This is a genomic window from Paenibacillus flagellatus, assembly GCF_003217775.1.
Lineage (GTDB): Bacteria > Bacillota > Bacilli > Paenibacillales > NBRC-103111 > Paenibacillus_AB > Paenibacillus_AB flagellatus.
Genome location: NZ_QJVJ01000018.1, coordinates 50,158 through 70,619 on the forward strand (window position 1 = coordinate 50,158; position 20,462 = coordinate 70,619).

Below are 20,462 nucleotides of genomic sequence, written 5' to 3' on the forward strand. Positions count from 1 at the left end.
CCGCCGGCGTTTGGCAGCGCTTTCGCGTCGGTGACCCGATCGTAGCAGGTACACCCCGACGTTGGCTATGATCCGTTCTTTCGCCGGTCTACGTTTTTTCGAAAATCCATAGAATGGCGTATCGGTTAAAAAAGTGAATATGCGTCAGCCCCCCTTACGGGGTACCCCTGCACGCAGGGCGAATGGTATAATGAAACTCCATCCGGCAAAGAAAAGAGGGAACGGAACTATGGGCAAATGGCACCAGCTTCGGCAAAATACGAACTCGCTGTTCATCAAGCTGCTGACGAGCTTCATGGCCATCATCGTTCTGCTCATTTCGTTCAACTTTTTGTCGTATACGTTTTTCCGGAACAACGTCACCGAGGAGATTTTGCGCTACAACAAGCTGAACTTGGACAAGACGGTCAGCGACTACGAGAAGCATTTGACGCTCGTGCGCAACTTGGCGTTCACGCTGTACTTCAGCCCGGACGTGGAGCTGCTCAAGATCAGCTCGCCCCGCATCCATTACGACGTCGCCGGTCAAATCCGGCAAAATATCCGCAATACGATCAACAACGAAAATTTGTACCTCAACAATCTCATCCTTTACTTTCGTGAAACCGGTTTCATCATCGAGCGCGAAGGGACGAGTCCGGCCGAAACGATGTTCACGAAATATTACCGGAGCGACAGCTACCCGTACGACTTCTGGAAAAACGAGTTCGCCCGCGATTATTCCTACAAGCTGTTTCCCGCCGCTTCCTTCGTCGAGCAGGCGTGGGAGACGCCGAATCCGAAAGGAACGCTGATCCCGTTCATCATTAAAGACAGCGCGAACGCGAAGCTGATGATCGTCGCCATGCTCGACGCGGGCAAAATGTTCGGCGCCTTCCACCAATCGATCAACCGCAACTTGATCGTGCTCGACCGGGACGGGCGGACGATCTTCTCCTCCGTGCTGTCGCCGGAGCTCGGCATTACGCTCGACAAGCTGCCGGAGCGGGAGGGCTATCTCAAGATCGGCACCGATTACTACTTCTACTCGAAGCATGCGGCCAGCGGCTTCACGTATGTGAACATCGTGCCGAACGCGGGCGTCTCGCAGCAGATCGTCAAGCTGAACGTCATCCTCGTCACGCTGCTCGTCCTCGCGATCGTCATCAGCGTCGGCACGTCGGTACTGTTCAGCATCCGCATGAACAATCCGCTGAAGCGGATCGTCCAGTCCGTCCAGCAGCTTAACGCCGGCCCCCACGCGCCCCGGGCGCGCTCGCCGATCAAGGAGTTCGACATTATCGGCGACCGGCTGAGCGACCTGATGCAGACGAACCGGGTCATCCACGAAGATTTGCAGCACAAAAACTCGCTTCTCCAGTACTACACGTACATGAACAAGCTGAAGATGATCCGCACGAACGGCCTCGATTGGAAGGAATCGGCCGAGCCGGAAAAGCCGTTCGTGCTGACCGTCTTCGATATTACGTTCCGGCGCAGCTACTACGACCAGATGGAGACGGACTCCGATTTCGCGGCGTACTTTCTGAAGGAATATATTGCGACCGTCATGGGCGACAAGTACGCCGACGCCACCGTCTTCCAGATGGAGAAAAATCAAATTCTGGCGCTCGTCTTCCCGAAAGATGGCGAGCCCCCGCTGGCGGAGACGCTGGCGGAAATGAAGCGGACGTTCGACCGCGACCGGCATTACTGCTTCCTGACGATCGCCTCGAGCCCGGTGTACCCGGACTCGTCCCGCTTCACCGAAGCGTACGAGAAGGCGCTCGCGCTGCTGAAGCACCGGCCGCTCGGGGACGATACGATCATCGTCACCGAGCCGGGCGAGGCGCGCGACGGCTTTCATACGTTCACGCTGCTCGAGGAGCAGGAGTTCCACGCCAACCTGCAGGCGGGCAACGCCCCGGCCGTCGTCCAGCAGACGATGCGGGCGCTCGCGGCCTTGCATCGGAAGCGGGCGAGTGCGCGAGAGTTTGCGGAGTTTTCCCGCGACCTGCTGAACAAGACGGTGAGGGTGCTGGCCGCGCTCCAGCTGGACGGCCGGTTGCACGCCGAAGGCGATACGCCGGGAGAGCGTCTGGCCGACTGCCATACGCTCGAACGGTACGAGGCGTTCTGGACCGGCTTCTTGAGCGAGGCGGCCGGCTGGATCAAGCGGAAGAAGGAAGCGCACGATCCGATTACGAGCTTCGTTTTTCATTACTTGGAGCACCATTACGGGGAAGATATATCGCTCGAGCTGCTGGCCGACAAATTGAACATTACCGGCGCCTACTTGTCGACGTATTTCAAGGAGAAGACGGGCATGAACTTCAGCGATTACTTGAACGGCATGCGGATGAATATCGCGAAGGAGATGCTGCAGCATTCGACGCTGAAAATCCAGGACGTCGCCGCCAAGGTCGGTTATCATAACGTGAACTCGTTCATCCGCATGTTCAAGCGGTACGCCGGCTTGCCGCCGGGCGAGTTCCGCAAGACGGCGCAGCAGGAGCCGTAAGGCGGCCGGGAACGCAAACGGCCGCTTTCGCCTTACCCCGCCGAGTCGGTTCGGATGCATACGCCTTCCCGCGATGAAGCATCTTATGATTGTTGACCGGACAACCCGGAAACCGCATCTCACCCAGAATTCGGAAAAGCGAGGTTTCCCGCATGCCCGTCCAACCATCGACCGCGCTCGACAAGAAGGCGGATCTGCTGTCCGTCGCTTCGGTCCCGCTCATCATGACGCTGGGCAACTCGATGTTCATCCCCGTGCTGCCGGTCATTCAAGGCAAGCTCGGCCTCACTTCGCTGCAGACAAGCCTGATCATTACCGTATACGCGATTACCGCCATCCTGCTCATTCCGATCGCCGGCCTTCTCTCGGACCGGTACGGTCGCCGCATGGTCATGATTCCGAGCCTGATCGTCACCGCGGCCGGCGGCCTGATCAGCGGCGTCGCCGCCCTGTACGCCTCGCCCGGCGCGTACGGGTTTATTTTGCTCGGGCGGTTCATTCAAGGAATCGGCGCGTCCGGGGCGTTCCCGATCGTGCTGCCGCTTGTCGGCGATTTATTCCGTGACGAGAAGCAGGTCAGCAAAGGACTCGGTTTGATCGAGACGGCGAACACGTTCGGCAAAGTGCTCAGCCCGGTGCTCGGCGCCGCTTTGGCCGCTTGGCTCTGGTACGCTCCGTTCTTCTCGATCCCGCTGCTGTGCGCGATCGCAATCGTCCTGCTCGCCTTATTCTTGAAAGTCCCGCCTTCGGACGAGCGTCCGCCGGGCTTCAAGGCGCTCATCCGTCCGGTTCTGCTTGTGCTGAAGGAGAAGAAGCGATGGCTTTTGCCGATTTTTGCGGCGGGCGGCATCGTCATGTTCGTGCTGTTCGGCTTTTTGTTCCATCTGTCCTCGATGCTCGAGAAGCAGTACGGGATCGACGGCGTCGTCAAAGGATTGCTGATCGCGATTCCGCTGCTGATGCTCTGCACCGCTTCGTATATAGCGGGGAAAGGAGTGGGGGAAAACAAAACGGCGATGAAGTGGATCGCCGTTACCGGGATGGCCGCCGGCACCGCGGCGATGCTCGCGATCGCTTGGATCGTGCCGGGCTCGGTCGCGTCGTGGCTTGTATGGTATACGGTGGCCGGCGTCGGATTCGGCGTTGCGCTCCCCGCCTTGGACGCGCTTATTACCGAAGGAATTCAGAAAAAGCAGCGCGGCTCCATCACGTCGATTTACAGCAGCATGCGGTTTATCGGCGTCGCCGCGGGCCCGCCGGCGGCCGCCGTCTTGACCCGCTACGGCCACGGGGCCGTCTTTTACACGTTCGCCGCATTATGCGCCGTTGCCGCCCTGATCGCCTTCGTCTGGATCAAGCCGGGCCAAGGCACGAAGGAAAGCCGCCGGAAAAGCGGCGTTCATGTCGAGCCGTTCGATATTTCAAGCAAATTCCGGTCCAAATCGCGAATATAAACGGAAACGATCGGGCCCGTCGCTCCGGTCCGGGGAACCGGGCCGAGCTCGGGCTCGACGCCGCAAGCCCGCAAGTGCGCCACCACGTCTGCGATCGGCGTGTCGGTCAAGAAGCACAAGTCCGCCGAGCCCGGCACAGGCGACGCCGCCTTCGGCTCGATTTCGCGGCCGGCCTCGTGCAAATTGATTTTTTGCTCTCCGAACCGTAGCGCTTTCCGGTTATCTCCGAACGTGACGACCTCCATCCCCAGCACCCGCTCGTAAAAGCCGCAGGCGGCGGAGACGTCCCGTACCGTCAAGACGAGATGGTCCAATCGTTTCAACTCGATCATGCCCGTTCCCTCCTCATGCATGTTTCCTAGCGGCAGCCGATTCGTGCAAGAAGTCCAGCAGCAGCTCGTTGACGAGTTCCGGGCATTCCATCGGAAGGCCGTGGCCGGCACCCGGTACGAGAACCGTCCGCACGCCCGGTATGACCGCTTCGGCCCGTGCCACCGCTTGAGCCGCGTCGTACTGCACCTCGTGCTCCCCGACGAGGATGAGCGCCGGGCAGCGGATGCGGCCGAGCTCTTCATCCGTAAACGTGCCGGCAAATAAGCGGATACGAGGCAGGCAGGTTTGCATCGTGACGACGAATTGGTCCTTGACGGTCCGGTTGATCGTGTGGCCCGGCCCGGTCATGTAGTCCATCAGCCGCTCGATCCGTTTCGCCGAAGGGAAGAAGCCGGCCATCATGCAGCGGAAGAAAAACCGTTTGCTTTGCGGCCGGAGCGACGCGCCGGGACTGATCGCCGCGATGCGGCCGACCCGCTCGGGCAGCGCGATCGCGAACAGCAGCGCTAGAAAGCCGCCGTACGACAGGCCGATGACGTCCGGCACCTCCAATCCGAGGCCGTCCAGCGTCTCCGCAAACCACGCCGCACCCTCCTCCCGTGTAGCGATTCGCTTCGTCGCCTTGCTCTTGTTCGTATCGCCCGCGAAATCGAGGGCGTACACGCGGCGGCTCTCGCTGAGCGCGGCGATATTGTCGATCCAATGCGTGGAGCCGAAACCGAATCCGTGAAGCAGCACGAGCGGCTTCCCCTCCTTCGGCCCGGCCGCGATGACGTGCGTCTCGCCGAAGCTCGTCCGGACGTAGAACGTCTCGTACGGCACGCTCCATTCGCTCAGCGTGCGATCGTAGGCGCGGACGTAGACGTCTTCATATTCCGGCTTGCGGTAAATCGATTCCATGCCAATGGCCTCCGTTCCCGATGCTTACTCCATGATCTTGCTGACAAAAAAGTCGACGTGCTCCCGCATGCCGGTCTCGATATCCCACGTGCTCTGTCCGTCCACGCGGAGCAGCACGTAGACGCCCACCATCGCGAACAGCGGATATTGGTACTCGGCGGCCAGTACCCGGGGATCGGCGGGCTTGATCCGTCCCAACGCGATCCAACGGGCGAAGACGCTCTCCATAAACGACAAGATCGCGCCGACGATATCGTTCAAGTAAATGTCCCGGGCCAGCGGGTCCCGGTACTGCTCCAGATAGACGATTCGCCACACCTTCTCCATGACGGGGTCGTCGATATGCTTCATGAAATTCGTCAGCCCCTGCTTCAGAAACAGCTCCGGGCTCATCGTGCCGAGTATCGACTCGAGATGCTCCTTGGGGGGCATAATCCGGGTGACGGATCGGCGGAAATTGAGGAAAATCGTGCCGAGCAGCTCGTCCTTGCTGCGGAAATGGTTGTACAGCGAGCTCTCCTTGATGCCGACCTCCTTCGTAATGTCCCGAATCGATACGCCGCTGAAGCCGCGGTGCGAGAACAAATCGATGGCGGTTTCCATAATCTTGATCTTGTTCGGACTCGTGATCGGCGCCTCGTTCAAATCGATATACGGCTCGAGCTCTTGTTCTTGCTCCTGGTCTTGTCGGGCGGACATGATGGACGTATCCCTCCTCTGTTCAAGAAAACGAACGATCGTTAGTTTAGTTATAGAGTAACCGAACGGCCGTTTTCTTGTCAATCCGGACTAGCAAATATTGCTCAAATGGGTGCTTTTCGCGATTTTGTCCGCTCACTCCCCTTCCGTTATGATACAATTTATCAAAACCAACGGTGAGCGATCGGAGGAGTGAAAGTCATGAGCTTGGTCGTAGACGTAAACCGCGTCACCTGGAACCGTGAAGGCAAAACGGTGCTGCGTGACGTCAATTGGCAAGTGAAGGCCGGGGAGCATTGGGCCGTGCTCGGCTTGAACGGGTCCGGCAAAACGACGCTGCTGAACATGATAACCGGCTATATCTGGCCGACCGAAGGTCAAGTGAGCGTCTTCGGGCATTTGTTCGGCACGGTCGATCTGCGCGAGCTGCGCAAATCGATCGGGTGGGTCAGCTCGTCGCTGCAGGAGAAGCTGCACATGAACGACCGGGCCCAACACGTCGTGCTGAGCGGCAAATACGCCACGATCGGCTTGTACGACAAGCCGGCCGACGACGACATGGACCGGGCGCAATCGCTCATGAAGCAGCTCGGCGTATCGCATCTGTACGACCGCCACTACCATTCGTGCTCGCAAGGCGAGAAGCAGAAGCTGCTGATCGCGCGGGCGCTGATGGCGTCCCCCCGGCTGCTCATTCTCGACGAGCCGTGCAACGGCCTCGACGTCTTCTCGCGGGAGCAGCTGCTGGCGAGCATCCAGTCGCTCGTCGCGCAGCCGGACGCACCGACGTTGATTTACGTCACCCATCATATCGAGGAGATCGTTCCGGCGTTTACGAAGGCGCTGCTGATCCGCTCCGGCCAAGTGTACCGGTCGGGTTCGACGCAGGACGTCTTGACGAGCGGCTACTTGACCGATTTCTTCCAAGCGCCGGTCGAAGTGGAGTGGCGGTACGATCGGGCGTGGCTGAAAGTCATTTCTTGACGGAAGCCTGCTCGGTCCCGGCGAAGAAGGGGTGGCGCCTCGCATCCGAGCGTCCCCTTCTTGCATTCGGCCGGAACCGATGCTATAATCGTAGACAAATCGAATCTACAATTACCGTGGTGATCGAATGAAATTTTCCAAGGCGACGAACTACGCCCTGCATACGATGTTATATTTGGTCGCGGCCCCGGCAGGGAAATCGATAGGCGTTCGCCCGCTCGCGGAGTTTCAGAACGTGTCGCCGACGTACTTGTCCAAAATATTGACCCAGCTCGTCAAGGCCGGTCTGATCGCTTCGACGCCGGGCGTCCACGGCGGATACCGTCTCGCCAAAAGCAAGGACGCGATTTCCTTCCTCGATATTATCCAAGCGGTGGAAGGAACCGCCTCGCTGTTCGAGTGCGGCCCCGGTCATGATGCGGGCTTCCATGAAGGCTGCCTGATCCGCAGCGTAATGGCCCGCGCGGAGGATCGGATGGAGCGTTATTTGCAGGAGCAAAAATTGATCGACCTGGTCGATCGGGTGGACGGCCATATGCTCGAGTTCATCCGGCGGGAAGCGCAGTAAATTTTTTTTTGCGCGAATTGTAGATATAAACAATCTTTAATATCCACATCTCAAAGGAGGCATTCGCATGATATTCGACTGTGTGATCGTAGGAGGCGGACCGGCGGGACTGAACGCGGCTTTGGTGCTGGGCCGGGCGCGGAGGAACGTCGCCCTGATCGACGACAACAATCCGCGCAACGCCGTGACCCGGGAGTCCCACGGGTTCATCACCCGGGACGGGATCGAGCCCTCGGAGTTCCGTCATATCGCTCATGGGGAAATCGCCCGCTACCCGTCCGTCCGGGTCGTCCGGGACAAGGTGCTCGACGCGGTCCGGAACGGGCGCCATTTCGAGCTGACGGCGGAGAGCGGCGAAACGTTTCAAGCCCGTACGATCATTCTCGCCACCGGGCTGAAGGAAATTCTCCCGCCGGTCGAAGGCATCCGCGCCTTTTACGGCAAAAGCTTGTTCAATTGCCCCTACTGCGACGGCTGGGAGCTGCGGGATCGCAGGCTGGTCGTGATCTCGGAGAACGAGCATGCGTTCCATATGGCGAAAACCGTCTCCAACTGGACGAACGACCTGTTCGTCGCCACGAACGGGCATCGCGTCTTGACGGAGGAGCAGAGGAACGCGCTGGCGGCACGGGGAATTGCCGTCGAGGAGCGGAAAATCGCGTCGCTTGCCGGCGAGAACGGCCAATTGGCCACAATCGTGTTCGAGGACGGAACCGAACGGGCGTGCACGGGCGGGTTCGTCACGCCGCAATTGGTGCAACCGTCCCGGATCGGCGAGTCGCTGGGCTGCCGGACGAACCCGCGCGGGGGATATATCGCCGACGAGTTGGGACGTACGAATATCGCAGGCGTCTATGCGGCCGGCGATTCGTCGTTCTCCGGACCTTCGCAGCTCATCCTGGCGGCGGCGGGAGGCTTCCGGGCCGCGGCAGGCGTCAATGCGGATTTGATCGACGAACGGTGGGCGGATTGAGGCAAGGTCAAGTCCTATTGCATCGCGAACGCCGATTGAGAACCGGACGCCGGAGCGGTATAATGGGAGCATATTCGTAATCGACGGAGGGAGATCGAGCCATGATGATGATGACCGTATTCTTGACAGCCGTTATCCGCTAATCAAACCGGATAACGCGAACGGCATGCGACCCGCCTGGCGGCTTATACGCGAGGTTCGCTTTTCTGCGGTCTTCCGCATGCGTTCGACTGTCATAGAGAACGGATATCGCCGTCACGCTCTTTTTCCGAGGCCCCCCATAGGGTACCCTTGTTGCGCATAAAAGAGACGCGAGTGAACGCCAGTTCCCTTGCGTCTTTTTTGCGTTCCGACATCGATTGCGAAGGAGAATGAAGATGAAGCCGACGCTTTATTTCGCCACGGTGCTGCCGGGGCTCGAATACGTGCTGGAGCAGGAAATTCGAATGAAAATCGCCGACGCCAAGGTAGGATCGGTCGAGCGGGGCAAGGTGCATTTCGCCTCCCGTTCGCCCGTCGAGGCGCTGACGAAGCTGCGGACCGCGGACAACTTGTATCGGCTCGTCCACCGGTTCCGCGTCGGCCCGCACAAGGCCGATCTGAGCCGGATCGAGCGCGAAATCGCGGGGCTGGACTTGGCCCGCGCTTGCACCGAACGCCTCTCCCCCGCTGCCTTTATCGTCAATGCCGGCCGGACGGGGAAGCATACGTATTCCCGCTTCGAAGCCGCGGAGGCGGCGGCGCGGGGCGTGGTGCGGCGTATGGCCCGGTGGGCGCGCGGAACGGCCGGGGCGCACGACGTCGAGTTTCGGCTCGACCTCGTGCACGAGGACGCGCTGTTCGCCTTGAAGCTGACCGACGCCTCGTTCCGCTACCGAACGGACCGGCGAGTGTTCGCCCGCGCCGCGCTGCGGCCGACGGTCGCTCACGCGCTCGTTCTGCTGTCGAAGCCCGAGGCGGCGGACCGCTTCGTCGACCCTTGCTGCGGCTCGGGCACGATCGTGTCCGAGCGGCTCGCTTATCCGTACCGCCGCATCTGGGGCGGGGACGCGTCGGCGGAGGCGGTGGAGGCGGCGAACGCCAATATCGGCGGCCGGGACCGGGTGCACATCCGCCGGTGGGACGCCCGGCAGCTTCCGCTGGACGCGGCTTGCGCGGACAAAGCCGCCGCCAACCTCCCCTTCGGGCGGCAAATCGCGGCCGGCGCGAACCTGCTCGAGCTGTACGGCGGAATGCTCGCGGAAACGGCCCGCGTCCTGAAGCCGGGCGGGCTGGCCGTCGTCTTGACGGACGCGGAACCTCCGCTGCTTCACGCCGCCGAACGAGCCGGATTCGCATGCGTGCGGGAGTCGATCCTGAGCTTGAAAGGGCTCCACCCCGCCGTTTATCGGCTGCATAAGCGGTAAAGGCGGACTATGCAGCCGGCGGCTGAACGGCCGGGCGATGGTCCGTCCTCGACCCGGTCTCGTTAGGACCGGTTCAGCGGTTCGATCCGGTAAACCGGCTTCCCGCCGTCGGCTCCGGACCCCTCCTCGTGAATCACCCAGCCGTACGACAGCGTCGAAGCGAGCCGGTCGCGGTCTTCCCGGCTAAGCCGGACGGAGATCGATTCTTGACCGGGCTCCAGCGAGAGCTCGGCTTCTTCGCCCAAGGCGAGCAAAATCCAACTGGCCGTCCCCCTCAACGTATTGAACTTGATTTGGTAGCCGTTGTAGACGGCAGCCTCGAAGACGGCCGGCTCGTTCTTGGCCGATGCGGTCAGCTGGGCGTAATCGAACTGGAACTTGCTCTCGTCCCGAGGCAGCTCTCCGGCATGAATGCGGCGGAGCAGCTCCTCCTCGGACCAGCCGTGCGCGCGCAGCGATTCCAGCATGAGCGCGTCCCACTGCGACAGCTTGACTCGATTCGTATCGGATGTAGTCATGGATGATCGTCCCTTTTGGCATTTTTTTGTTTTTTGGAAGAAAGAGACTGCCCCGTCGGTATTCGCGACGGTCGAGGCAGTCTCTTGGATGCAGCGCAGAGGCACGGACGCATTGGTCCGAAGCTCCTTATTTTTTGCTTGCTTTATAGGCGTTCAGGAACTCCTTGACCTTGGCGGGATCGGCTTTGAGCTCCAGGCCGGTTTTGACGATCGGGCTGACCGTCGATACGGCTTTGAATTTGTTGTTTTTGTAGTAGGCGAGGAACTCGTCTTGATTGATGGAATAGAGCACCGCTTTTCTCAGGTCGGCGCTTTTCGCCACCTCGCGGTTTTTCGTATTGAACAGCAGGTACGAAACCGCGTTGCTCGGAATCGTCTGCAGCGCCAGCTTGCTGTCGCCCTTGACGATATCGAACTTCGACTCCGACAAGCCGTAGTACAGGTGAATTTCCCCGCTGCGCAGGGCGGAAAGCGAGCTGTCGGCGTCTTTGATGAAGCGGATTTTGATGTTGTTCACTTTCGGCTCGTGCTTCGTGCCCGGCATGTAGGCCGGGTTTTTGAGGAAAACCGCCTCGTAATCGGTTTTGTAGGACAAAATGTAAGGGCCGCTCGTAAACAACGTGTTGTTATACTTCGGACCTTCCGTTACCGTGTTTTGATCGCCGTACGGAATGTCTTTGTTCACGTCGAATTTGGCGACGTCATACGTGTTGATGCTCTCGACCTGCTTCTTGGACACGATGCCGGCCGACTGGTGAGCCAAGTAGTTCAGCACCTGCGGGAACGGAGTCGTCGTCGTCAGCTTCACGACTTGATACTTGCCATCTTTGTTGTTCGCTTGATTTTTGTCGGAGACGAGACCGGAAATTTTGGCGCCGAGGCCTTTTTCCAGAGCGGTCTTCACCGTTTCGGAGCTGCCGGATAGCTTGATCGAATCCAGAACGGCCGGGTCGGTCACAAGCTCCGCGTTTTTGATATGCTCATGCAGCGTGTACGTGCGGTGGTTCGGCACCGAGTTTTTGTCCTTCGCGCGAAGCAGGGAGAAGATGACGTCGTCCGCGCCTACGCGCTCGCCGCTGTCGACGGCCTGCTTGTCCTTGATGCGGGCGAAGCGGATGTCGTCCCGAAGAATGAAATAGTATTCGGTGTTCCCTTCGGCGATGGCGAAGTTGTACGACAAGGAGCCTTCGGCCGTCAGCTTGTCGTCGTCCGTCAAGTTGAGCAGCCGGACGTACATGTTGGTGTTGATGATGTTGATCGAGCCGTCATTGCCCTTGATCGGGTCGAGCGACGTCAACGTCGGCATGGTCGATTGCAGGACGATCGGATCTTTCGCGCGCTTCGAGGCGTCCTTGAAATCAAGCTCTTCCCACGGAAGGGAACGGGATTTGGACAGCCGGACGGAGTCCTTGTTCAGGACGTCCTGATTGAACGCCTGCGATTTCACCGAAATGAACAGCGGCGCGATATACGCCTTGTCGAATACGAGCTTTTGCTCCAGCTGCTTGTACGTATCCGTATACTGCGCTTGCGTCTGCGTCGAAGCTTTTTCGATCAGTTCGTCGATCTCCGTATCGGCCAAAATGCTGTAGTCGCCGCCCGTTTTGAACAGCGAACGCACGGCGTAGTCCGGGTTGCCGGTAACCGTCGTCCAGCTCGACAGGGCGACGTCGAAATTGCCCGCGTCCTGCTGCGCCTTGAACGTGCCGTAGTCCGGCTGAAGGTTCAGCTTGACGTTGAAGCCGTTCTTCGTCAATTGGTCGCGGACGATGTTGACGTCCGCCTCGTTGGCGCTCATGGCCAGCAGCTCGATATCGACCGGATTGCTGTCGACCGCCTGCTGATCCGTCGTTTGTGGTTTCGTCTGATCGTCCTTGGTCGTCAAGCTGCACCCGCTGATCGCGAGCGATACGCCGAGGACGGCGGGGACGAGCCATTTTCTCTTTCTGTTCAATTCGATTCCCTCCCTGAAATGATTTCTATTTATAAACGCACATTCATTCATCGCCCCGCATGTTTGAAAACGTAGAAGGTGGATGGAGTATGAATGAGGTTACCGTTGGTGCCGCTTCCCGATAGGGCGGCTACTCCAGCTTCGGATCGAGCGCGTCGCGAAGCCCGTCTCCCAGGAAATTGAAGGAAAGGACGAGCGCGATGATCGCGAGACCCGGGTAAATCGCCGTGAACGAATGGGTTTCCAGGTAGGCGCTGCCGACCTTCAGAATGTTGCCCCATTCCGGAATATGCGGCTCGACGCCGAGCCCGAGGTAGCTCAAGCTGCTCGTCGAGATGACCGCGCTGCCGATCGTGAGCGTCGATTTGACGATCATCGGAGACAGCGAGTTCGGCACGATATGCTTGAACAAAATGGTCAGATCGCCGGAGCCGAACGCCCGCGCCGCCTGCACGTATTCCAGCGTCGAGACGAGCATGACGTTCGCGCGCATCGTCCGCGCGTAAGTGGGAATCGCGCCGACGCTCAGCGCCAAAATCAAGTTGACCGTGCTGGTGCCGAACGCCGCGATGATCGCGATCGCAAGCAGGATGCCCGGGATGGCGGACAACACTTCGAGCGCCCGCATGAGGACGTTGTCGGTATTCCGGCCGTAGTAGCCGGAGACGGCGCCCAGCAAGCCCCCGATCACGAGCGGGATGAGCGTGGACAACATGCCGACGAACAGCGAGATCCTCGCGCCGAACACGATGCGGGAAAACAGGTCGCGGCCGAAATTGTCGGTGCCGAACGGATAAGTCAAGCTCGGCGCCTGCAAAATCGCTCCGTAATTGTTGTCGATCGCCATGCCGTAGTCGAAGGTCAAATAGCTGCACACGGCTATCGCCGTCAGGAAACCGATGAAGAACAGGCCGAGCATCGAGGTGCCGCTCCTGGACAGTCGTTCGACGGCATGGTTCAGCTTCGAGCCCGCCCCTTCTCCGTCGTCGCGCAGCTTGGCGATCAGCAGAATGCCCAGGAATAAGGCGAACAGATTGCCCGAAACGGACGTCGCGAGCAGGACGACGGCTACGATCCACATCCACTTCGGCGGAAACTTGTCATCCGCATGACGCGCCACCAGCAGCAAGGCGATCAGCTGGAGGACGGCCGCGACGAGAAGCAGCGCCATGCCCAGCAGAAACGTATTGGCGACGTAAGGCTTGAACACGTTCAAGGCCGATACCGCGAAGACGAACAAGGTCGTCAGCAGCGTATAGAAGGCGAGCGTGTAGGCGGCGCTCTTCTTGCGCCGGATCAGCTGGAACGCCGCCGTCCCGACGAAGATGTTGGCCGTCAGCAAGCTGAGCAGGAGAACGTAGCCCAAGCGGCGCGTGGCGCGCCGCAGCTCGCCCCCGCGAAGCAGGTCCCGTCTGATCCGCAGCATGACCGCCAGCTGCAGCAGGCCGAAAACCGCGTAGGCCAGACAGGCGGCCAGAACGGACGGCCTCAGGGCCGAGCCGGACCAGTCGTAGCTGTACAGCAGCAGCACCAGCGCGATCCCGAGGGAAACGATGCCGGAGAAGCTCGCTTGACCGTATTCCGGACAACCGTTCAGCCGGAAACGGGCTTCTTGTTTGGTAAGGGATGTCTTTTTCACGGCGGTCACCTGCTAGTATTGTTTCATCTTGGAACGGATTCTCGGATCGATGAAGGCGTACCAAATGTCGATCAAGACATTGACGACGGAAATCGCGATCGCGGTGTAGACGACTCCGCCCATTATGGCGGGAATGTCCGGGATGAACTGCTTATCCACGATGTAATTCCCGATTCCGTTAATATTGAATACTTTCTCGGTCACGGCCGATCCTCCGAGCATCGAGCCGAACTGCAGCCCGATCACCGTGATGATCGGGATCAGCGCGTTGCCGACCGCATGCTTCCACAGGACGCGCCTGCCGGACAGCCCTTTGGCTTTGGCGGTCGTGATGTAATCCTCGTGGATCACCTCGAGCGTGGAGGATCGGGTCATCCTGGCGACCGCGGCCGTCAGCCCCGTGCCCAGCACGACGACAGGCATCAGGATCGAAAGCGCGTTTTGCGGATTATACGTCGCGGGAAGCCAGTGCAGCTTGATCGAGAAGTTCAGGATGAGTATCAAGCCTTGCCAGAAATTCGGTATCGATAAGCCGAGCAGGGCGATGAACATGAACGTATAATCGAAAAACGAATTCGGCCGCGTCGCCGATATAATGCCGATCGGCAGGGCGATCAGCACCGCGACGACGGTGGAGATCAGCGTGAGCGTAAACGTCACGGGAAATTTGTTGGCGATGGCGGCCGTCACGTCCTCGTTGCCGGCAAACGACTTGCCGAGATCGAACGTCAGGATGCCTCTCAGCGTATCCCAGAGCTGAACCAGGTAAGGCTGATCCAGTCCGTACAGCTTATTGAAGGCGGCGATCTGCTCGTTGGTCGCGGTTTCCCCGAGAATATTGGCGGCCGGGTCCAGCGGCGATATATACAGGATGGTGAACACCAGAACGGCGACACCGAAAATGACGAACACGGTCTGAGCGAGACGCTCCAAGACGTACTTCACATAAGCGTTGCCGTATATCCCGATCAGCGCGTACATCAGGACACCCGGCACGAAGGACAGCGCCAGGAAAGCGGGACTGCCGCTCAGCTTCCTGAACGTCTCCGCGAACGTGACCCGGGTTTGCCGGTGCCGCTCCAGATGAGCCTCGACCTGCCGTTCCAGCTCTTCCTTGAACTTCTCGGCGGCGATGCGTTCGGCTTCTTGCTCGATCTGCTGCGGACTCGCCTGTTGGTTGAAAAATTGATGCTTCCGGATCAGCTGCTCCTTCACTTCCGACAAGATCCGGTCCCGGCGGCCGGACTCCAGCAGCTCGCGCTCCAGGCTTCGGCGAAGCTCCCGGTTGTCGCTCCGCTTGCGCCGGTACAGATAGACGATGCCGACGATGGCGTTCACGGGGGCTCCCGCAAGAAGCAGCAGGAAACGGTAAACCGGATGTAACAGCATTTTGGAATAGATGCTCCCGATTCGGTCGGCGAGACGGGATGGTGTCGCGATCGTTTGCCCTGTCAAGCTGGTACGCTCCCTTTCCAACATGAATTCGCAGTTTAATTTGCACTATTCCGATGAATATAGTAGATTTTATTATCGGGGTAGAAAAATGTCAACTATCCTCGAAATCTATGATACTATGTTTCTAAATTTACTACTAGACGCAGGTGACGATATTATGGAATCGTTATTGCAGGTGAACCGGCTTTCCGTTTCGTTTTTTTCCCGGGACAAAGAGGTCGAGGCCGTTCGGGGCGTGAGCTTCGAGGTGCGCAAGGGCGAGACGCTTGGGATCGTCGGGGAATCCGGCAGCGGCAAAAGCGTTACGGCGCGCACGATCATGCGTCTTCTGCCTTCGCCTCCTTCCTTGGTGAAGAGCGGAGAGATTTTGTTCCAGGGCGAAAATTTGGCTTATAAAACCGATTCGGAGATGGAGCAGATTCGGGGGCGCGATATCGGCATGATTTTCCAAGACCCGATGTCCTCGCTCAACCCGACGATGCGAATCGGCGAGCAGATCGAGGAGAGCCTGGTGAAGCACCGGAAGCTGTCGAAATCGGAAGCTCGCAGGGAAGCGATCGAGATGCTGCGGATGGTCGGCATTTCGAACGGCGAGGAGCGCTACTGGCAGTACCCTCACGAGTTTTCCGGCGGCATGCGCCAGAGGGTCATGATCGCCATCGCGCTCGCCTGCCGTCCGTCTCTCCTGATCGCCGACGAACCGACGACTTCGCTGGACGTCACCATACAAGCGCAAATTTTGCATCAAATGAAGGAGCTGCAGCGCCGGCTCGGCACCTCGATCATTCTGATCACCCACGATCTGGGCGTCGTAGCCGGCATGTGCGACCGCGTCGTCGTCATGAAGGACGGCGAAATCGTCGAGACCGGCACGACGGACGACATTTTCTCCGCGCCGCAGCATCCGTATACGATCCGCCTCCTCAACTCGCTTCCGCGGTTGAACGAGAAGAAGAAGCCGAAGCCGGCTCCGCTCGTCGCGAGACCGGCCGACGATCGCCCGCTGCTCGAGGTCCGGTCGCTGAAGCAGTATTTCAACCTCGGCAAAGGACAGATCGTCAAGGCGGTCAACGATGTCAGCTTCGATATCCGGGCCGGCGAAACGCTCGGCGTCGTAGGCGAATCCGGCAGCGGCAAGTCGACGACGGGCCGCGCGATTCTGCGTCTGAACGAGCCGACCGGGGGCGAGGTGCTGTTCAAAGGAATCCCGCTGAACCGGCTCAATCGCGGCGAAATGAAAACGATGCGGCGCCATATGCAGATGATTTTCCAAGACCCGTACGCCTCGCTGAACCCGCGCCTGCGTATCGTCGATATTATCGGCGAGGCGCTGGACGTGCACGGAATCGCGGGCGGGAAGCAGGCCCGGCTGAGGCGGGTCGAGGAGCTGCTCGAGATGGTCGGGCTCAGCGCCTCTCACGCGATGCGGTACCCGCACGAATTTTCGGGCGGCCAGCGCCAGCGGATCGGCATCGCCCGCACGCTTGCGATCGAGCCGGAATTTATCGTGTGCGACGAGCCTTTGTCGGCGCTCGACGTCTCCATCCAGGCGCAAATCGTCAAGCTTCTGGAGGAGCTCCAGCAGCGGCTCGGTCTCACCTATCTGTTCATCGCCCACGATCTGTCGATGGTGAAGCATATCAGCGACCGCGTGGCGGTCATGTACAAGGGCAAAATCGTGGAGCTGGCCGAAAGCGAGGAGCTGTACGAAAACCCTCAGCATGCGTATACGAAGTCGCTGCTGGCCGCAATCCCGGTACCCGACCCGAAGGTGGAATCGAAGAAGTCGTTCGTCCCCGACGAGGAGTCGCTGAAGGCGGATCCGTACGGCCTGGAGCGCTCGCGCTTCGTGGAAGTGAAGAAGGGACATTGGGTCGCCGTCGCCGAAGCCTGACGACGGGCGGCTTGACCGGGGATCCGTGTCAGAAAGAAATGAACAGAAGCGTGCTCAAGCCATTCGGGCTTGGGCTTTTTGTTTGGGCCGTCCCACGGCGCCCGGCTTACAAACCTTTCGCTTCTTTTGGGAATAAGGTGTCATCATGAAAGGAGTGGAGGGATTGACGACAATCACGATCGCCGCAGTCGGGGATTTGCTGATGAAAAAGAAGATGGTCGCCTCGGCCGCACGGGAAGGCGGATTCGCTCCTATTTTCGCCAAGGTCAAACCGTATTTGCGGAGAGCCGATTTAACGATAGGCAATCTCGAGACGACCTTCTCCGGCAAACGTTTTCGCGAAAAGCCCGGAAAACTGTTGTTCAGCTCCCCGGACGAATTCGCCGCCGTGCTCCGGAACGTAGGCTTCGATGTGGTAGGCACGGCCAATAACCATTGTATGGACGGCGGGCTATCCGGTTTAAGGCGAACCTTGAACGTCCTCGATCGACACGGACTGCGACATACGGGCACGTATCGCTCCGCCCGGGAAGCCCGCCGGAGACGGATTGTTAACGTAAAGGGAGTCAAAATCGGAATATTGGCTTATACGAAAGGAACGAACGGGATTCCCGTACCGGAGCCGTGGTCCGTCAACCGGCTAAACCGAAAAAAAATGATAGCGGACGTCCGCAGCTTGAAAAGAAGAACGGATTTTATTATCGCTTGCCTGCATTTCGGCAAAGAATTTAAAACTTATCCCGATCGCAGCCAAATCCGGCTCATGCGGCTGTTGTTTTATAATGGCGTGAATGTAGTGCTGGGCGCGCATCCTCATGTGCTTCATCCGATAAGAATGGTTAGGATGAAGGATATCGACGGACGCGTCAGAAATCGGATTGCGGCGTCTTCCCTCGGAAATTTCGTGTCCGTCGAACTTCCCCGGCATACCGCGAGACTGCGGGGAGCCATCTTGAGGTTAACCTTAACGAAAAAGGCAAAAGGGATAACGGATGTGTTGAAGATGTCGCGCGTGCCGACCCGTATTTTGCAAAATGCGGGGAAGAAAAACGTGTTTCGGGTTGTGCCGGACCGATAGAACCGGAACGGATTGCGGCAGGCAGCCGTTCACAAGCAATCGACCTCCCCCCATTGCAAAATGGGGATTGACAATTTTATCTGTAATGAAACATAATACAGATTAAGTTGAACGAAAGGGAGGATGACCGTGAACAGCGATTTTGTCATTGCCGTCCACAGCCTGACGTATTTGGCGCACCTCGAGGGAAAGCTGGCGACGAGCGACACGATTGCGAGGAGCGTGTCCGTCCATCCCGTCCGCGTGCGCAACGTGCTGAGTCTGCTGCGCAAGCACGGCTACATCCGTTCGAAGGAGGGCGCCGGAGGCGGTTTTACGATGAGCCGCTCTCCGGGAGAAGTGACGCTGGACGAATTGTACCGGCTGACGTCGGAAGGTTCGGTCAAGCCGAAATGGCCGAACCCGAACCCGCAATGCGTCATCGGCGCGAATATCGAAAGCGCGATGGACGGTATTTTCACCGATGCGGAGAGGCAGATGGAGCGGTACTTCGAACGGTATACGATCGCCGACGTGCTGAACACCGTGCATGAGCGGGCTTCCCGCTGACGAACTCGCTTGGGGGCCCAAGGAGCGTACGGTTGACGGCACGCTCCTTTCACCAGTCAGCGTCTTCTACTCGCCTTTTGCGCGCATAACTGTAATGTTTTATATTACATTTGCAAGGAGGAAACTTGTATGACTAACCGCCAATCGGGCACCGCCGGCAAGCTGCATTACGGATGGATCGTCGCCGGCGTCACGTTCGCCGCCCTGCTCGTCTCGGCCGGCATCCGCTCGCTGCCGGGCGTGCTCATGCTGCCGCTCGAGGAGGAGTTCGGCTGGGACCGGTCGGGCATCTCCGCCGCCGTATCGATTAATCTCGTGCTGTACGGGCTGATGGGGCCGTTCGCGGCCGCCAGCATGGAACGGTTCGGCGTCCGCCGGATGATGGTGACGGCACTCTCGCTGCTCGGCGCCGGACTCGCGCTGTCGACCGCGACGACCGCCTTGTGGCAGCTGAACGTGCTGTGGGGCGTCGTCGTCGGGCTCGGCACGTCGGTGATGGCGAACGTTCTCGGCGTTACGGTGGCGAACCGGTGGTTCGTCCGGCGCAAAGGGCTCGTCGTCGGCATCCTGACCGCCAGCGCGGCGACCGGACAGCTGCTGTTCCTGCCGCTTCTCGCCGCCCTTTCCGTGCAAGCGGGCTGGCGGGCCGCCGTATGGACGGCCGTAGCGGGGATCGCCCTCATGATCCCGGTCGTCGCGCGATGGGTGCGCAACCACCCCGCCGATATCGGCGTACCGCCGTACGGGTCGGACGACTTGGTCGAGCCCGCTCCGTTCGTCGGCAATTTGTTCCTGCGGCCTCTCTCCGTCCTCCGTTCGGCGATGCGCAGCGGGACGTTCTGGCTGCTCGCCGGCAGCTTCTTCATCTGCGGCTTCTCGACGAACGGGCTGATCGGCACGCACCTGATTCCCGCCTGCGGCGACTTCGGCATCGCGGAAGTGACGGCGGCCGGCCTGCTCGCCTTCATGGGCGTCTTCGACTTGATCGGCACGACGCTGTCCGGCTGGCTCTCCGACCGGTTCGACAGCCGCTGGCTGCTGTTCTGGTATTACGGCCTGCGCGGCTTGTCGCTCTTGTTCCTGCCGACGGCGCTCGACTCGGGCTACATCCAGCTGACGCTGTTCTCCGTCTTCTACGGGCTCGACTGGATCGCCACCGTGCCGCCGACCGTCAAGCTGACCGCCGACAAATTCGGTCCGGCGCAAGCGGGCATCGTGTTCGGCTGGATCGTCGCCTTCCACCAGCTCGGCGCCGCCGTCGCCGCCTTCGAAGCCGGACTGCTCCGCGAATGGTTCGGCAGCTACGACGTCGCCTTCATGACGGCCGGATACGTCTGCATGCTGGCCGCCCTTCTGTCCGTCCGCATCCGTCGCACGACGCAGGTCCGGCCCGCGCGGGGAGCGAGCGCGTAAGGCGGGGCACTGCGGCCCCCGTTTCCATCCCTATTGAAAAAAATAGGAGACGGATGCGGGGGTTTTTCCGTTTTTCCGACGTAGTATCGTATGAAGCCGTTCCGCCGTTCCGTATGATGCGAAGCGGACGGTTCGGCCGGTTATC

The 20,462-nt window shown here is 59.7% G+C and carries 17 protein-coding genes; 10 read left to right on the forward strand and 7 right to left on the reverse strand.

All coding sequences use genetic code 11. From position 1 onward, the window contains the following. The first annotated feature begins 229 nt into the window (after nucleotides 1–229). Together DLM86_RS28890 and DLM86_RS28895 are read left to right on the forward strand one after the other, a co-directional pair. Nucleotides 230–2,500 (forward strand): helix-turn-helix transcriptional regulator, encoded by a 2,271-nt coding sequence (locus DLM86_RS28890; RefSeq protein ID WP_158289710.1) that lies wholly within the window; start codon nucleotides 230–232, stop codon nucleotides 2,498–2,500. A 152-nt stretch (nucleotides 2,501–2,652) separates the two neighbouring features. Continuing rightward, nucleotides 2,653–3,954: an MFS transporter gene (locus DLM86_RS28895; RefSeq protein ID WP_110843535.1), complete on the forward strand. Its 1,302-nt coding sequence runs from the start codon at nucleotides 2,653–2,655 to the stop codon at nucleotides 3,952–3,954. On the opposite strand, the gene DLM86_RS28900 is transcribed toward DLM86_RS28895, so the two are convergent. From DLM86_RS28900 to DLM86_RS28910, 3 genes are read right to left on the reverse strand one after another with little or no spacing between them, the layout of a single operon-like run. Continuing rightward, complete coding sequence (locus tag DLM86_RS28900) at nucleotides 3,900–4,286, reverse strand: VOC family protein (protein WP_110843536.1); 387 nt, start codon at nucleotides 4,284–4,286, stop codon at nucleotides 3,900–3,902. The genes DLM86_RS28895 and DLM86_RS28900 overlap by 55 nt on opposite strands. A gap of 13 nt (nucleotides 4,287–4,299) precedes the next feature. Next, nucleotides 4,300–5,187, reverse strand: coding sequence for an alpha/beta fold hydrolase (locus DLM86_RS28905; protein ID WP_110843537.1), 888 nt, complete (start codon nucleotides 5,185–5,187; stop codon nucleotides 4,300–4,302). Nucleotides 5,188–5,211: 24 nt separating this feature from the next. After that, a complete protein-coding gene (locus DLM86_RS28910; RefSeq protein ID WP_110843538.1) occupies nucleotides 5,212–5,886 on the reverse strand; it encodes a TetR/AcrR family transcriptional regulator in 675 nt (224 codons plus the stop codon). Nucleotides 5,887–6,087: 201 nt separating this feature from the next. Here DLM86_RS28910 and DLM86_RS28915 point away from each other — a divergent pair, with 201 nt between their 5' ends. The 4 genes from DLM86_RS28915 to DLM86_RS28930 all read left to right on the forward strand — a co-directional run bounded on the left by DLM86_RS28915 (nucleotide 6,088) and on the right by DLM86_RS28930 (nucleotide 9,817). Next, nucleotides 6,088–6,870, forward strand: coding sequence for an ABC transporter ATP-binding protein (locus DLM86_RS28915; protein ID WP_110843539.1), 783 nt, complete (start codon nucleotides 6,088–6,090; stop codon nucleotides 6,868–6,870). 127 nt (nucleotides 6,871–6,997) lie between these two features. Next, nucleotides 6,998–7,438, forward strand: coding sequence for an Rrf2 family transcriptional regulator (locus DLM86_RS28920; protein ID WP_110843540.1), 441 nt, complete (start codon nucleotides 6,998–7,000; stop codon nucleotides 7,436–7,438). A 67-nt stretch (nucleotides 7,439–7,505) separates the two neighbouring features. Next, nucleotides 7,506–8,411, forward strand: a complete 906-nt coding sequence (locus DLM86_RS28925; RefSeq protein ID WP_110843541.1) for an NAD(P)/FAD-dependent oxidoreductase — start codon at nucleotides 7,506–7,508, stop codon at nucleotides 8,409–8,411. Nucleotides 8,412–8,788: 377 nt separating this feature from the next. Then, nucleotides 8,789–9,817 carry a methyltransferase domain-containing protein gene (locus tag DLM86_RS28930; RefSeq protein ID WP_158289711.1) on the forward strand — a complete coding sequence of 343 codons (1,029 nt, stop codon included), beginning with the start codon at nucleotides 8,789–8,791 and terminating at the stop codon, nucleotides 9,815–9,817. Nucleotides 9,818–9,879: 62 nt separating this feature from the next. Here DLM86_RS28930 and DLM86_RS28935 read toward each other — a convergent pair whose 3' ends face one another. From DLM86_RS28935 to DLM86_RS28950, 4 genes are all read right to left on the reverse strand, one after another. Continuing rightward, on the reverse strand, nucleotides 9,880–10,335 hold the full coding sequence (locus DLM86_RS28935; protein WP_110843543.1) for a hypothetical protein: 456 nt from the start codon (nucleotides 10,333–10,335) through the stop codon (nucleotides 9,880–9,882). A gap of 127 nt (nucleotides 10,336–10,462) precedes the next feature. Next, complete coding sequence (locus tag DLM86_RS28940) at nucleotides 10,463–12,289, reverse strand: ABC transporter substrate-binding protein (RefSeq protein WP_245954989.1); 1,827 nt, start codon at nucleotides 12,287–12,289, stop codon at nucleotides 10,463–10,465. A gap of 130 nt (nucleotides 12,290–12,419) precedes the next feature. Continuing rightward, complete coding sequence (locus DLM86_RS28945; RefSeq protein WP_110843545.1) at nucleotides 12,420–13,928, reverse strand: ABC transporter permease; 1,509 nt, start codon at nucleotides 13,926–13,928, stop codon at nucleotides 12,420–12,422. A gap of 12 nt (nucleotides 13,929–13,940) precedes the next feature. Further along, nucleotides 13,941–15,383 carry an ABC transporter permease subunit gene (locus DLM86_RS28950; protein ID WP_245954991.1) on the reverse strand — a complete coding sequence of 481 codons (1,443 nt, stop codon included), beginning with the start codon at nucleotides 15,381–15,383 and terminating at the stop codon, nucleotides 13,941–13,943. 157 nt (nucleotides 15,384–15,540) lie between these two features. Here DLM86_RS28950 and DLM86_RS28955 point away from each other — a divergent pair, with 157 nt between their 5' ends. The 4 genes from DLM86_RS28955 (at nucleotide 15,541) to DLM86_RS28970 (ending at nucleotide 20,317) form a co-directional block, all read left to right on the forward strand. Beyond that, nucleotides 15,541–17,277, forward strand: coding sequence for an ABC transporter ATP-binding protein (locus tag DLM86_RS28955; RefSeq protein ID WP_110843547.1), 1,737 nt, complete (start codon nucleotides 15,541–15,543; stop codon nucleotides 17,275–17,277). A gap of 145 nt (nucleotides 17,278–17,422) precedes the next feature. Then, on the forward strand, nucleotides 17,423–18,355 hold the full coding sequence (locus DLM86_RS28960) for a CapA family protein (protein ID WP_281272210.1): 933 nt from the start codon (nucleotides 17,423–17,425) through the stop codon (nucleotides 18,353–18,355). 129 nt (nucleotides 18,356–18,484) lie between these two features. Further along, complete coding sequence (locus tag DLM86_RS28965; protein WP_110843602.1) at nucleotides 18,485–18,904, forward strand: RrF2 family transcriptional regulator; 420 nt, start codon at nucleotides 18,485–18,487, stop codon at nucleotides 18,902–18,904. Between the two features lie 129 nt (nucleotides 18,905–19,033). Continuing rightward, entirely contained in the window at nucleotides 19,034–20,317 is a 1,284-nt protein-coding gene (locus DLM86_RS28970) for an MFS transporter (RefSeq protein WP_110843549.1), read from the forward strand. The last annotated feature ends 145 nt before the right edge of the window (nucleotides 20,318–20,462 follow it).